Raw genomic sequence first — 14,304 nt, 5'->3', positions numbered from 1 at the left:
CCTGGCAGGCTAACGGCGCGTCGGTACGTGACGCGCCATGTCGCCTGGCGCTCAATGGCCGTCGGTCTTGACCGGCGCGTAATCGTTCCACATGTCGCGATGCAGCTTCCAGGTGCCGCCCTGCTTCAGAAAGACGAGAATCTGCTTCGCGCGGATCTTGAGCTTGCCCTCATGGTCGCGGACCTCCGCATCCGACACCTCCGTCACGACGCGATCGTTACCGTAAAACTCGTAGTTGCTGAACGAGACGGTGCCGGGTTTCGATCCGGCATATCCGCTGGAAAAGTACTCCACGATCGCGCGGCGCCCCGTGACTTTGTCGCCGCCGAGCGGCAGGAGTGCGCCGTCGTCGGTATAGAGACGGCCGATCGCCTCATAGTCGCCTCGCGCGAAGGCATCGGCCCATCGCGCGTTTTCGGCCTTGATGGCCGCTTCGGGCGGACGTTGCGAACCACCGGCGACAGCCGGCGCCGTGAAGGCGAAAAAGGATACGCACGCTGCAAGCGCAGCCGTACAAAAACGAATCTGTTGCATCGGGTAATTTCCGGTTTTGGCTTGAATTGAAGCGGTTGCCCGAACGGGCTGGTGGCGCAGGCAGCGTTTCCTGCGACGTTCATCGAGGCCGGCGGATGGCCTCGCACTCATTGGCTGCAGACGTTCAGCGAACGCCGGGGATTCGTGCGAGCCCCCTGGATGCACCGGGCAGCTTCTTGTCGACCATCGCGATCAGTTCCGGCCGTGCGTCCCTCGGATGACCGGAGTGGAACGGCGGCGCGGGATCGTATTCGATCACCAGTTGCGTGAACTCGGCGGCCTGTTGGCCGCGCAGCTTCGCGGCCACGCGAAGGGCGAAGTCGATGCCCGCCGTCACGCCGCCGCCGCTCATGAAGCGGCCGTTGTCGTCCTCGACGAAGCGCTCGGGAACGGGAATCGCGCCGTATTCGGACAGCTTGTTGACGAAGGCCCAATGACAGGCACTGCGCTTGCCGTTCAGCACGCCTGTCGCGGCAAGCACGAGCGATCCGTTGCACACCGACGTGACGTGTTTCGCGCTTTGTGCCAGGCGCCGGATCTGCGCCTGATACGCCGGTTGCATCGGCACGCTGAGATCGGATCCGCCGGGAACGAGAATCACGTCCGTCTTCTCGATATCGGCCAGCCGTTCGGTATTGCCATACACGACGCCGAATTCGAGCTTGACGTTGCCGCCGTTGAGGCTCGCGTAGCGAACGTTCGTATTCGGCAGCCGATGGAAAATCTCGCTCGGGCCCGCGAAGTCGAGCAGCGTCCCCCCGTCGTAATTGACGATCAGGATATCGAGCGGGTCGCTCGGTGCAAGCATGCCGTCGCTGCCCGCCTGTGTGAGCGCAGGCGTGGCGTGCCCGAGCAAGGCGCCGCCGCCCAGCACGGCGCCGAGCGTGGCGACGCTGCCCAGCTTGAGTACATCGCGGCGCGAACGTCCGGCCCGCGAAAGTTGCTTGATGGAAGCATCGTTATCGCTACTGTCGGTCAAGATGATTTCTCCTTGCATTGCGGCCCTCTCTGCGAGCGCAACCAGGCAGGGCCGGATTGAACAACCGCCACGACGAAAGCCGCGGCGGACGTGAGATCAGGGTGTGGATGAGCCGCGATGACGTGTCGGGCTCCGGAATCGCGCGCTGCCGGCTTATAGCTGCGACGCGCCGCCATCGACGACCAGTTCGGTGCCGACGACGTAGGAGGATTCGTCGCTGGCGAGATAGAGGGCCGCGTTGGCGATGTCCTCGGCCTTGCCCATGCGGCCGACCGGAATCGATTCGGCGAACTCGGCCTTGCGGTCGCGAACCCATTCGTCCGGCATGCCCCATCTGGAGAGCAGCGGCGTATCGATCGCACCGGGGGCGATCGCGTTGAAGCGGATTTTCCGGTCGAGAAACTCGTGGGACCAGCTGCGGGCCAGCGATCGCACGGCGGCCTTCGCCGCTGCGGTCAACGAGATGCCGTGCTTGCCGGTCTGTGCGACGAACGAGGTATTGAGGATGACGGACGAACCTTCCCGCAAGTCCGGCAGCACTGCCTGGAGCGTGAACACCACACCCTTGACGTTGATGTCCATGATCTCGTCGTAGAGCGCATCGTCGATGTCGTCGACCGCGGACGGATATGCCCAGCCGGCGTTGGCGAACACGATATCCAGGCCGCCGAACCGCTCCTTGACCTCGGCGGCAATCGCCCGCATGTCGGCGAGCGAACGGACGTCGCCCTTGAGTACGATCGCGTTCTCGCCGAGTTCGGCCTTCACGCGCTCGAATACGGCCTCGTCGCGGCCGGTCACTGCTACGCGGGCGCCCTCCGCGACGAACAACTTCGCGGTCGCGAGACCGATGCCGCTGGTGCCGCCCGTGATCAACGCTGATTTGTTCCTGAGCCTCATCTTCCGTTCCTTTTCATGTCGTGACGGATCAGGCCGAAAGCTCGAAACGCCCTCGCGTTTGCGCGCTGTTCACGGCTTGATCTTCCACTGAAGTATGGAACGCGAGGCAAATGGCTCAAAGGTCGTATAACCCTCGAAAAACGTCATGCGATACGAACGGTGAGCGCACCGGCATGCTTTATCGACAAACGGCGCCGCGCGAGGCCGCTATACGGTTTTCCCCGACAGCCCGTGCATCGGCCGCCGCAACGCGGCGTCGAACGGATTGGTACGCGGCCCGATCGCGTCGGCCTGGCGCCGCAGCAGCTCGACGACCATCGGCATCCGGTCGTCGCCGAGGCGCGATGCGAGCGTGCCGACGCTCAAGGCGCCGACCGGGTAGCCGGTGCGATCGAGGATCGGCACCGCGACGCCGGCCATCCCGTCGAGCACGCCGCTGTTGCGGCCCGCGTAGCCGAGCTGTCGCACGCGTTCGATCTCGGTGCGCAGGTACACCTCGTCCAGTACGCCATAGCCGCGGATGCGCGGCACGTTGAAGCGGATCACTTCCTCGCGCTCGGCTTCGGGCAGGAACGCGAGGATCGCGAGGCTGCCCTGCCCGACGCCGAGCGCGATGCGTCCACCGATGTCGCCGGTAAACGAACGGATCGGAAACGGCCCTTCGCACAGGTCGAGACACACGGCGTCGAAGCCGCTCTTCACGAGCAGGAAGATCGTCTCGCCGAGGCTCGCGCACAGCCGCAGCAGCGCAGGACGGCACAGCGTGCGCATGCTGCTCGGGTTGCCGGCCTGCGCGGCGAGCGCGAAGAAGTCGACACTCAGCCGGTACAGCTTCGACTGCTCGTCCTGTTCGACCATCCCTTCGGCGATCAGCGATTGCAGGATCCGGTGCACGGTGCCCTGCGTGAGACCGACGGCCTTCGCGAGATGCGTGACGCGCACGCCGTCCTGCTGCATGCCGGCCAGCGCGCGCAGGATCGCGAACGCGCGCTGCAGCATGCCGGTGCCCGGTGCGCCGGCCGCATCGGCCGGGTCGACGGCGTCCTCGCCCGGGCGCGATGCGCGTGCAGCCGACGATGTTCCGGTCGAATGAGGTTCCTGCATGCCGGCTCTCCTCGATGATTTCGTTGAACGGAATACGGTAGCCGCCATTGTCGCCCCGCCGATATTCCCGCGGCATCCGGGTGTGCACGGGATTGACGCGTCCGTTTCGCGGCCGGGGCGCCCCTCATCCAATGGAACGATTCGCACGAGACATCCGCATCCATTCCGTTCAACGGAATTTTTTAGAAATTCCTCCCGATCAGCAGAATTCGAAATTGACGCTCCGAAATATGGCTGGCTAGAGTCCGCCACATCGGTACACCGGCCACGCGGTGTGCGAACCGGAGCTTCCCATGTCGTTTCTCACGCTTACGGATCTGACGAAAACCTTCGGCGAGCTCACCGCCGTCGCCGACGTCAACCTGTCGGTCGAACAAGGCGAATTCGTGTCGCTGCTCGGGCCGTCCGGCTGCGGCAAGACCACCACGCTGCAGATGATCGCGGGCTTCGTCGACGTCACGCGCGGCCGCATCGCGCTCGACGGGCAGGACATCACGCACCTGAAGCCGAACCGGCGCGGGCTCGGCATCGTGTTCCAGAGCTATGCGCTGTTTCCGCACATGAGCGTCGCCGAGAACGTCGGCTTCGGCCTCGACATGCGCGGTGTCGACAAGGCCGAGCGCGCCGAGCGCATCCGCGCGGCGCTCGCGCTCGTTCGTCTCGACACGCTCGCGCACCGCTTCCCGCGCGAGCTGTCGGGCGGCCAGCGGCAGCGCGTCGCGATCGCGCGCGCGGTCGTGATCGAACCGCCGGTACTGCTGCTCGACGAACCGATGTCGAACCTCGACGCGAAGCTGCGCGAGGACATGCAGTTCGAGCTGCGCGCGATCCAGCGCAAGATCGGCACGACGACGATCATGGTCACGCACGATCAGTCGGAAGCGCTGTCGATCAGCGACCGCGTGGTCGTGATGGAAGCCGGCCGCATCACGCAGACCGATACGCCGTACCGCGCATACGAGCGCCCCGAAAACCACTTCGTGTCGCAGTTCATCGGCAAGGCGAACCTGCTGCCCGGCACGATCGTCGCGCACGACGGCGACGCCATTCGCATCGACCTCGGGCACGACCTCGCCGAGACGGGGCGCACCGCGCACCTGCCGCCGCGCGAACGCGACCTGCGCGTCGGCGATGCGGTGTCGGTGTGCATCCGTCCCGAGAAGCTGCGGCTGTGCGCGCCCGATGCCGGCCGCTTCGCCGCGACCGTCACGAGCCGCTTCTTTCTCGGCAGCCAGTGGCTGTACCGCGTCGACAGCGCGCTCGGCGAAGTGCTCGTGTGCTGCCAGAACGAAGGTGCTGAGCCGCTGGCGGAAGGCGCGCCGGTCGGGATCGACTGGCACAGCGACGCGGTGCGCGTGATGCGCCGGGAGGCCTGAATGGGACAGCCTACCCGTCCGCTCCCGACTGACGGCGCGCCGGCCGCGCTCGCGCAGTCGGCCGCGGTGTCAAACGACGCCCTGCCGGCACGCGCCGCCGCCGCGCACCCGATGCGCGCGACGTGGCGCGCGCATGCGCCGCTGTGGCTGATGTGCGCGCCCGCGTTCGCGCTGTTCGCCGCGCTCGTGCTCGTGCCGCTCGCGATGACGTTCGTGCTGACGTTCTACCGCTTCGATCCGGCCACCGGCCCGGTCGCCGCGTTCCAGTTCGGCAACTACGCGGAAGTGCTCGGCTCGTCGTACTTCCACACGATCTTCGCGCGCACGTTCGGCATCGCCGCCCTGACGACCGCGATCTGCGTCGCGATCGGCACGCCGGAGGCGTACGTGCTGTCGAAAATGCGCGACCCGTGGCGCTCGCTGTTCCTGCTCGCGATCCTCGCGCCGCTGCTGGTGTCGGTCGTCGTGCGCGCGTTCGGCTGGAGCATGCTGCTGAACACGAGCGGGCTCGTGAACCAGGCGCTCGGGCTCGCCCGCCTCGGGCCGTACAAGCTCGAATACACGACCTTCGCGATCGTGATCGCACTGGTGCACGTCATGCTGCCGTTCATGGTGATCCCCGTGTGGACCGCGCTGCAGCGGCTCGATCCGCAGACCGAGCACGCGGCGCTGTCGCTCGGCGCGTCGCCGTTCACGACGCTGCGCCGCATCGTGCTGCCGCAACTGATGCCGGGCGTGCTGTCGGGCAGCCTGATGGTGTTCGGGCTGTCGGCGAGCGCGTTCGCGATTCCGGGCCTGCTCGGCGGACGCCGGCTGAAGGTCGCCGCGACGGCCGTCTACGACGAATTCCTCGGCTCGCTGAACTGGCCGCTCGGCGCGACGATCGCGGTGCTGCTGCTGGTCGCGAACCTCGTCGTGATGCTCACTTACTACCGCGTACTCGAACGCCGCTACGCGCGCAGCCTCGGAGGCGCATCGCGATGAGAAAGAACGGCCCCTTCGCCCTCGCCTTCCACACGCTCGTGATCCTGTTCGTGCTCGCGCCGCTCGTGATCGTCGTGCTCGTCGCGTTCACGCCGGACGAAACGCTGACGCTGCCGACCCGCGGGCTGTCGCTGCGCTGGTTCCGCGCGATCCTCGACTATCCCGACTTCGTCACCGCGTTCTTCAACAGCGTGAAGCTCGCGTTCGCGTCGGCGACGCTGTCGCTCGCGATCGCACTGCCCGCAGGCCTCGCCATCGGCCGCGCGACGTTTCCCGGCCGCGCGTTCCTGAACGGGCTGCTGCTGTCACCGCTCGTGATTCCCGGCCTCGTGCTCGGCATCGCGCTGCTGCGCTTCTTCGCGCTGATCGGCGCGACCGGCTCGTTCGCGTGGCTCGTGCTCGCGCACATGATCGTCATCACGCCGTTCGTGATGCGACTCGTGCTCGCGTCCGTCGCGGGCCTCGACCGCAGCATCGAGCAGGCCGCGTGCTCGCTCGGCGCGGACCCGTGGACGACTTTCCGCCGCATCACGCTGCCGATGATCGTGCCCGGCATCACGGGCGGCTGGCTGCTCGCGTTCATCAACAGCTTCGACGAACTGACGATGTCGATCTTCGTCACGTCGCCGCAGACGGTCACGCTGCCCGTGCGCATGTACATGTACGCGACCGAATCGATCGACCCGATGATGGCGTCGGTGTCGGCGCTCGTCATCTTCATCACCGCCGGCGCGATGCTGCTGCTCGATCGCGTGTACGGCCTGAACCGCATCCTGATCGGCCAACACTGATGACGACTTCCGTTTCCCGTTCCACCGGCATCGCGGACGACGGCGCGCAGTTCGTGCGCGTCGCCGAACGCGAGCGCGCCGCCGTCGCGTTCGTGCTGGACGGCCGCCCCGCGCAGGCGCTCGCCGGCGACACCGTGCTCACCGCGATTCTCGTCGCGCAGCGCCGCGTGCGCGTCAGCGAATTCAGCGGCCAGCCGCGCGCGGGCTTCTGCCTGATCGGCGCGTGCCAGGACTGCTGGGTGCGCACCGAGGCCGGTGCACGCGTACGCGCATGCTCGACACCGATCGTCGAAGGCATGCGGATTCTCACGGCCGTCCGGCCGGCCGCGACCGGAGACGCGTCGTGAGCGCCGTACCGCAACCGGTGATCGTCGGCGCCGGCCCGGCCGGCGTGCGCGCGGCCGAAGCGCTGGTCGACGCGGGGCTGCGCCCGGTCGTGATCGACGAGAATGCGCGCTGGGGCGGTCAAATCTACCGGCAACCGCCGACCGACGGCGCGTTCACGCGCGGCAAGCGCACGCTGTACGGCTTCGAGGCCGCGAAGGCCGATGCCGTGCACGGGACGATGGCCGCGCTGCTGCCGCATGTCGACTACCGGCCGAATACGCTCGCGTGGTCATGCGGCGCAGGCCGCGTCGACACGCTCCAGGATGGCCGCGAAGTGACGGTGCCGTACTCGCACCTGATCATCGCGAGCGGCGCGACCGACCGCCTGCTGCCCGTGCCGGGCTGGACGCTCGCGGGCGTCTACACGCTCGGCGGCGCGCAGGTCGCGCTGAAAGCGCAGGGCTGCGCGATCGGCCGGCGCATCGTGTTCGCGGGCACGGGCCCGCTGCTCTATCTCGTCGCTTACCAGTATGCGAAGGCCGGCGCGCAGGTCGCGGCCGTGCTCGATACGAGCCCGCTGCGCCGCCAGGCCGCTGCCACGCCAGCGCTGCTGCGCATGCCGTCGACCTTCGCGAAGGGGCTCTATTACCTCGGCTGGCTGCGCACGCATGGCGTCGCAATCGAAACGGGCGTCACGCTCGAGCGCGTGCTCGGCGACCAGCACGTGACGGGGATCGCATGGCGCGCCGCCGGTAACGGCTCACCGCCGCGCCTGCTCGACTGCGACGCGCTCGGCCTCGGCTTCGGCCTGCGCTCCGAAACGCAGCTCGCCGATCTCGCCGGCTGCCGGTTCGGGTTCGACCCGCTCAATCGCGCGTGGCTGCCCGAGCGGGACGCGGCCGGCCGCACGTCGGTGCGCGGCGTTTACGTCGCGGGCGACGGCGCGGGCATCGCCGGCGCCGACGCGGCCGAAGCATCGGGCCGGCGCGCAGCGCTCGCGTTGCTCGACGACGCCGGCATCGTGTCGCCCGCGCCGTCTGGCAAACCCGATGCGGCGACGCTCGAACGTACGCTCGCACGCATCGGCGCATTCCGCACGGGCCTCGAAGCGGCGTTCGCGCCGCCGGTCGAACTGGCCGCACGCTGCCCCGACGACACGATCGTGTGCCGCTGCGAAGAAATCGACGCGGGCACGCTGCGTCGTTGCGTCCGCGATGGTGCGGCGACCGAGCTGAACCGGCTGAAGGCGCTGACGCGCGTCGGGATGGGCCGCTGCCAGGGCCGCATGTGCGGCGACGCGGCCGCACTCGTGCTGGCCGCCGCAACCGGCCGCCCGCTCGCCGATATCGGCCGGTTGCGTGCGCAACCGCCCGTGAAGCCGTTCCCGATCTCGGCCGCGCTCGCGGGCGACGAGGTCGCGGCGATTCCCGACGAGGCGCGCGATGAATGAGATCCGGCATTACGACGTCGCGATCGTCGGCGGCGGCCTCGTCGGCGCATCGGCCGCCCTCGCGCTGGCGCGGCGCGGCTTGCGCACCGGCCTGTTCGAACGGCGCGACTGCGGTGCGCAGGCGAGCGGCGTGAACTACGGCGGCGTGCGCTGCCAGGGCCGGCCGGCCGAGCAGCTGCCGCTCGCGCTGCGTGCGCGGCGCATCTGGGACCGCCTGCCCGAACTGATCGGCATCGACGGCGAATTCGTCGTGTCGGGCCACCTGCGGCTCGCGCGCAGCGACGCCGATCTCGACGCGCTCGACGCTTACGCGACGCTCGCCGGCGAACACGGCCTGCCGCTAAAGGTGATGCGCGGCGATGCGTTCCGGCGCCGCTACCCGTGGCTCGGCCGCGCGGCGCTCGGCGGCTCGCTGTGCGAGACCGACGGGCACGCCAACCCGCGCCTCGTGTCGCCCGCGTTCGCGCGCGCGGCCCGCGCGGCGGGCGCGGACGTGTTCGAGCACACGCCCGTCGACGACGTTCACCACGACGGCGCGCGCTTTCACTTTCAGGCAGGCGGCCGCGCCTGCACCGCGACGTGGCTGATCAACTCGGCCGGCGCGTGGGCGAACACGATCGCCGAACGCTTCGGTGAAGCCGTGCCGATGGAGCCGATCTACCCGAACATGTGGGTGACTGAACCGCTGCCGCCGTTCATCACGCACAACCTCGGCGTGTACGGCGGCGGCGTGTACGCACGGCAGGTTGCACGCGGCAACTGCGTGATCGGCGGCGGCCGCGGCCATGGCGACGGCGAATTCGGCCAGCCGTCGGTCGATACGACGCGCGCGGTAATGCGCGACGCGTGCACGCTGCTGCCCGCGCTGCGCGATGCGCTGCTGATCCGCACGTGGAGCGGCGTCGAAGGCTGCACGCCCGACCACAACCCGATCATCGGCGCGAGCCGCACGACGCCGCGCCTGCTGCATGCGTTCGGTTTTTCCGGCGGTGGCTTCCTGCTCGCGCCGGGCGTCGGCGACGTGCTCGCCGATCTCGTCACGACCGGCGAAACCGCCACGCCACTCGATGCATTCTCGATCGGCCGCTTCGCCCGCGAAGCCGCGCCGACCGCCCCTTTCCGTCAAGAGGAGACCCACAGATGAAACTGCTCGGAACGATCGCGGTGGCCGCCGCCCTCTGTATCGCAGGCGCCGGCGCGCCCGCGTTCGCGCAAACGAAGACGATCTACGTCGGCATGAACGGCGGGCCGATGGAAAAGGCCTATACGAGCCAGGTGCTGCCCGACTTCGAGAAGGCCAACAACGTGAAGGTGGTGATCGTGCCCGGCACGTCGTCGGACGTGCTCGCGAAGCTGCTCGCGAACCGCAACAAGCCGCAGATCCACGTCGCGTTCCTCGACGACGGCGTGATGGCGCGCGCGGTCAGCCTCGGCGTGTGCCAGAAGCTCGACGATTCGCCGGTGCTGAAGGAGCTGTACCCGTTCGCGCGGATGAAGGACGACATCGGCGCGGGCGTGCAGCTCGGGATGACCGGCATCGCGTACAACAAGAAGCTGTTCGCCGAGAAAGGCTGGACGCCGCCGACGTCGTGGATGGATTTCGCCGATCCGAAATACAAGGGCAAGGTGGTGTTCCAGTCGGCGTCGAGCAGCACGTTCGGGCTGCACGGCTTCCTCGCGATCAACCGGCTGCTCGGCGGCAACGAGCAGAACGTCGAGCCGGGCTTCAGCAAGTGGGCGAGCACGGTCGGGCCGAACGTCGTCGAGTACATCCCGAACTCGGCGAAGATCTCGGAGATGGTGCAGACCGGCGAAGCCGGCCTGTTCCCGCTCACGCCGACCGGCGTCGGCGACCTGCAGGACAAGGGCATCCCCGTCGCATACGCGAACCCGAAGGAAGGCCCCGTGCTGCTGCTCGTCGACCTGTGCGTGGTCGCGAACAACCCCGATCCCCAGCTCGCTCAGAAGCTCGCGCAGTTCCTGCTGTCCGCGCCCGCGCAGACGAAGGCGGCCGAGGCCGGCAAGCAGATTCCGACCAACCGTCTCGCCAAGATGCCGGCCCCGATGCAGCAAAGCCTCGGCAACGTCGACGATCTCGTGCGCAAGGTGACCGTGGTCGACTGGACCGCGATCAACGCGCGGCGTGCGCAGTGGGATACGCGGTGGAATCGGCAGATCGAGCGGTAACGCCGCCGGGCGCGCGCGGGCACGGCCGCGCACCGACCATCATTTGCGGGAGTGATGACACTCCCCTTTTTCTGCGGATTTGACCGGGGCCAGCGGGGCCGACAACACTAGTCCGCAGTGCCGCGAAAGACGGCACGCGCCTGCCTCCCCCTTCAGAGTCCGCCATGTACCCGACCGACACCGTGCAATCCCCGGGCGCCGCTGCCGCGCCGCTCGCCGACCGGCAACTGCGCCGGATCGTCATCGCCTCCGTCGCCGGCAACGCGATGGAATGGTATGACTTTTTCGTCTACGGCACGGCCGCCGCGCTCGTGTTCGGCCATGTGTTCTTCCCGCCCGGTGCCTCGCCGCTCGCGGGCAGCCTTGCCGCGTTCGCGGCGTTCGCGCTCGGTTTCGTCGCGCGGCCGCTCGGCGGGATCGTGTTCGGCCACGTCGGCGACCGCTACGGACGCAAGGCGTCGCTCGTGTGGACGCTGCTGATCATGGGTGCCTCGACCTTCGCGATCGGCCTGCTGCCGACCTATGCGCAGATCGGCCTGTGGGCGCCGGCGGCGCTCGTCGTGCTGCGCCTGCTGCAGGGCATCGCTTCCGGCGGCGAATGGGGCGGCGGCGTGCTGATGATCAGCGAGAACGCCCCGCCCGAGCAGCGCGGCTACTACGCGGCGTGGAGCCAGCTCGGCGTGGGCGGCGGCTTCGTGCTGTCGTCCGCCGCGTTCCTGGCCGCGCAAACGCTGCCGGACGAGATGTTCCGCACCTGGGGCTGGCGGCTGCCGTTCCTCGCCAGCATCGTCATCTTCGCGATCGGCATCTACATCCGCCGCCACCTGCCGGAGAGCCGCGACTTCGAGCAGGCCGGCAAGCGCGGCGCGCGCACGCATCTGCCGGTCGTCGAGTGCATCCGCCGTCATCCGAAGGAAATCCTGCTCGCGATGGGGCTGCGCGTGGCCGAGAACGGCGGTGCGTACATCTTCCTCGCGTTCTCGCTCGTCTACGGCAAGTACGTCGGCATCCCGAACGGCGTGATGCTGACCGGCGTGATGCTCGCGATGATCGTCGAGATGGGCGCGATGCTCGCGTGGGGCCGGCTCTCCGACCGGATCGGCCGCAAGCCCGTGTACCTGATCGGCGCGCTGAGCCTCGTCGCGTGCGCGTTCCCGTTCTTCTGGCTGCTCGATACGCGCGTGACGCCGCTCGTGTGGCTCGCGCTGACGGTCGGCACGGCCGTCAGCCACGGCGCGATGATCGGCACGCTGCCCGCGCTCGTCGGCGAACTGTTCAGCACCGAGGTGCGTTACTCGGGCGTCGCGCTCGGGCATGAAGTCGCGTCGATCTTCGCGGGCGGGATGTCGCCGCTGATCGCAACCGCGCTGCTCGCACGCTATCACGCGTCGTGGCCCGTGTCGCTGTTCCTCGTCGCGCTCGGCCTCGTGACGGTCGCGACGCTGTGCGTGATGCGCGAGACGCGCACCACGCATGCCGACGGTTCGCGCGGCGACGCCGCATGATCGCGCGACGGTCAGCGCCCGGCTTCGTGCCGTGCGCTGTCGAACGCCGGCGCGAGTCCCAGGTGATCGAGCAGCCGCGCGAATTCGCCGAGCCGCTTCTGCATGTACGCGGGGACATCGACGTCCGCATAGTCGTGGAAGCCGGCGCCCGTGCGCACGCCGTCGCGCCCGACTTCCATGTTCCGCACGACGCTCGCGGCCGGTGCGAAGCGCGGGCCGATCTCGCCGGCCAGGTACTTCGACGCGTAGTACAGGATGTCGCAGCCGCCCCAGTCGATGAATTCGAGCAGCCCGAGCACCACGAAACGCGGCCCGAAGCCGGTGCGGATCGCCGTGTCGATGTCTTCGGCACTCGCGACGCCCTCCTCGACCATCCGCGCGGCTTCGTTCATCGCGAGCGCCTGGATGCGCGGCACGATATAGCCGGGTGCCGGCCCGCAGATCACCGGCTTCTTGCCGACGCGTTCGAGCAGCGCGGCGAGCGTGTCGACGACGGCTTGATCCGTCGCCTCGCTGCGGCTGATCTCGACGAGCGGCATCAGCAGCGCGGGATTCAGCCAGTGTGCGTTCAGCATCCGCTCGGGGTGCAAGACATGGCGCTGCAGCTCGGTGACGACGAACGTCGACGTGGTCGACGCGATAGTTGCATGGGCATCGACGTGGTCGCCGAGCCAGCGCAGCGCGGCGGCTTTCGCATCCAGCACTTCGGGCAGCGCTTCGAACACGATATCGGCATCGCGCACCGCTTCCGCCGCGCCGCCATGCGAGACGAGCGCGATGCGCGCAACCACGGCATCGGCCTGTGCGGCATCGATGCGGCCGAGCGCGACCTGCGCGTGCAACGGCCTTGTGATCTCGTCGCGCGTGCGCGCCTCGAACGCGTGCCAGCCGGCCGCATCGCGCCGCTTGAAGTCGATCAGCGTCACGTCGAGGCCCGCGAACGCGAACACGAGTGCGATCCCCTGCCCCATGCGTCCCGCGCCGAGCACGTGGACGCGCATCACATCGGCGGCCGCCTTCATGCCGTGTACCCCTTGTCGAGCAGCGCGCGCATCGCGTCCTTCGACAGCGCTGCAAGCCCGAGCCGTTCCAGCGTGCGCCCTTGCGCATACAGGTCGCGCGCGGCGACCGCGCTCGCGATGCTCAGCAGCCCCTGCGCGACGGGCGTCGGCACGCCGGCCCAGCGCCCGCACGACACGATGAACGACAGCCCGAGCCGGGTGTCTTCGAGCATGTAGCGATGCGTACGCAAATCGATCTTCTCGCGCCAGTCGCCGCTATCGGTCAGCTTGCCGTGCGCGCCGCGCCCGTACATCCATTCGTCGCCTTCGGTCGCGTAGTGATCGGCGAGCGGGAAATGCGGCGCACGGTAGCCGAGTGCTTCGCGCACCGCAATGCGTTCCGCGTCGAGCGCATTCGTCACGCGGCGGATCGACGGTTGCGTGCCCTCGTTGTGGATATCCCACGCATCGAAGTGTTCGAGCGGGCCGGCGTTCATCAGGATCAGCGGCGGATGGATCACGGGGCCCGCATTCATCAGCGCGCCGGACAACGCATCCTCGACCGGCTCGATCGACGGATAGCCCGCGCGCAGCACATCGAACGCCCAGCCAGCCGCATTCGCCGGCCACACGCCGGTCGGCAGGCGCGTCGCGTACGCGCTGATCACGACGTCGTTGTCGCCGTGCTTGCGCACGAGGTACGGCAGCGTGCCCGTTTCGGCGTACGCGACGCGCGAGCGATTGCCGGCTTCGGCCGCCGCACGCGCGAACACGACGCTGCCGAACGTGCCGGGCGGCAGGAAGACGACCTGACCGTCCTCCAGCAGCGGCGCGACCTGCGGGGCGAGCGCGTCGTGCGACGTGGACGGCAGCGGCACCACGACGAGCTGCGCGCCGCGCAGCGCGGCCGCGGGGTCGTCGGTCAGGCGGATCGCACCGGGCGCGTCGCCGAGCGGCACCGTCCGCTTGCCGCGATGGTCGGTCACGTTCAACACGCCCAGCTCGCGCAGCCGCGCGTGCGGCTCGCGGTCGCGCCGCCACCACGTGACGTCGTGGCCCTTCTCGAGCAGGTCGATCGCTGCCGCATGGCAGCCGTGGCCGCCGCCCAGAACACATGCCTTCATCGTTTTCTCCCGGTGATTGAGTGTTTCCGAGACTACGCGGCC

Annotated in this window: 14 protein-coding genes; 8 read left to right on the top strand and 6 right to left on the bottom strand. The window is 68.7% G+C overall.

What is annotated here, in order from left to right; all coding sequences use genetic code 11:
- Positions 1-51: 51 nt before the first annotated feature.
- The 4 genes from U5798_RS13705 to U5798_RS13690 all read right to left on the bottom strand — a co-directional run bounded on the left by U5798_RS13705 (position 52) and on the right by U5798_RS13690 (position 3,517).
- Complete coding sequence (locus tag U5798_RS13705) at positions 52-534, bottom strand: YybH family protein (protein WP_124451186.1); 483 nt, start codon at positions 532-534, stop codon at positions 52-54.
- A gap of 124 nt (positions 535-658) precedes the next feature.
- Positions 659-1,513, bottom strand: coding sequence for a DJ-1/PfpI family protein (locus tag U5798_RS13700; RefSeq protein WP_322082343.1), 855 nt, complete (start codon positions 1,511-1,513; stop codon positions 659-661).
- Between the two features lie 153 nt (positions 1,514-1,666).
- The gene (locus U5798_RS13695; protein ID WP_322082342.1) at positions 1,667-2,413 is read right to left on the bottom strand and encodes a glucose 1-dehydrogenase; all 747 of its coding nucleotides are present in this window, start codon (positions 2,411-2,413) and stop codon (positions 1,667-1,669) included.
- Positions 2,414-2,620: 207 nt separating this feature from the next.
- Positions 2,621-3,517, bottom strand: coding sequence for an IclR family transcriptional regulator (locus tag U5798_RS13690; protein WP_124451193.1), 897 nt, complete (start codon positions 3,515-3,517; stop codon positions 2,621-2,623).
- A 293-nt stretch (positions 3,518-3,810) separates the two neighbouring features.
- Here U5798_RS13690 and U5798_RS13685 point away from each other — a divergent pair, with 293 nt between their 5' ends.
- The 8 genes from U5798_RS13685 to U5798_RS13650 all read left to right on the top strand — a co-directional run bounded on the left by U5798_RS13685 (position 3,811) and on the right by U5798_RS13650 (position 12,137).
- Positions 3,811-4,893 (top strand): ABC transporter ATP-binding protein, encoded by a 1,083-nt coding sequence (locus U5798_RS13685; protein WP_322082341.1) that lies wholly within the window; start codon positions 3,811-3,813, stop codon positions 4,891-4,893.
- Entirely contained in the window at positions 4,894-5,877 is a 984-nt protein-coding gene (locus U5798_RS13680; RefSeq protein ID WP_124451199.1) for an ABC transporter permease, read from the top strand. It abuts the gene before it with no gap.
- Positions 5,874-6,668: an ABC transporter permease gene (locus U5798_RS13675; protein WP_124451201.1), complete on the top strand. Its 795-nt coding sequence runs from the start codon at positions 5,874-5,876 to the stop codon at positions 6,666-6,668. The genes U5798_RS13680 and U5798_RS13675 overlap by 4 nt, the downstream gene beginning before the upstream one ends.
- Positions 6,668-7,015: a (2Fe-2S)-binding protein gene (locus U5798_RS13670; protein WP_322082340.1), complete on the top strand. Its 348-nt coding sequence runs from the start codon at positions 6,668-6,670 to the stop codon at positions 7,013-7,015. Before U5798_RS13675 ends, U5798_RS13670 begins: the two co-directional genes overlap by 1 nt.
- Positions 7,012-8,445, top strand: coding sequence for an NAD(P)/FAD-dependent oxidoreductase (locus tag U5798_RS13665; RefSeq protein WP_322082339.1), 1,434 nt, complete (start codon positions 7,012-7,014; stop codon positions 8,443-8,445). Before U5798_RS13670 ends, U5798_RS13665 begins: the two co-directional genes overlap by 4 nt.
- The gene (locus tag U5798_RS13660; RefSeq protein WP_124451207.1) at positions 8,438-9,589 is read left to right on the top strand and encodes an NAD(P)/FAD-dependent oxidoreductase; all 1,152 of its coding nucleotides are present in this window, start codon (positions 8,438-8,440) and stop codon (positions 9,587-9,589) included. Before U5798_RS13665 ends, U5798_RS13660 begins: the two co-directional genes overlap by 8 nt.
- Positions 9,586-10,632, top strand: coding sequence for an ABC transporter substrate-binding protein (locus U5798_RS13655; protein WP_322082338.1), 1,047 nt, complete (start codon positions 9,586-9,588; stop codon positions 10,630-10,632). Before U5798_RS13660 ends, U5798_RS13655 begins: the two co-directional genes overlap by 4 nt.
- A 164-nt stretch (positions 10,633-10,796) precedes the next feature.
- Positions 10,797-12,137, top strand: a complete 1,341-nt coding sequence (locus U5798_RS13650; protein ID WP_322082337.1) for an MFS transporter — start codon at positions 10,797-10,799, stop codon at positions 12,135-12,137.
- A gap of 11 nt (positions 12,138-12,148) precedes the next feature.
- Here the strand turns inward: U5798_RS13650 and U5798_RS13645 are convergent, their stop codons facing one another.
- A complete protein-coding gene (locus U5798_RS13645; protein ID WP_322082336.1) occupies positions 12,149-13,159 on the bottom strand; it encodes a 3-hydroxybutyryl-CoA dehydrogenase in 1,011 nt (336 codons plus the stop codon).
- Entirely contained in the window at positions 13,156-14,262 is a 1,107-nt protein-coding gene (locus U5798_RS13640; protein ID WP_322082335.1) for an NAD/NADP-dependent octopine/nopaline dehydrogenase family protein, read from the bottom strand. The genes U5798_RS13645 and U5798_RS13640 overlap by 4 nt, the downstream gene beginning before the upstream one ends.
- Between the last annotated feature and the right edge of the window lie 42 nt (positions 14,263-14,304).

This window comes from Burkholderia sp. BCC1972 (assembly GCF_905339605.1).
GTDB lineage: Bacteria > Pseudomonadota > Gammaproteobacteria > Burkholderiales > Burkholderiaceae > Burkholderia.
This window is presented reverse-complemented; position numbering and strand designations above follow the sequence as displayed.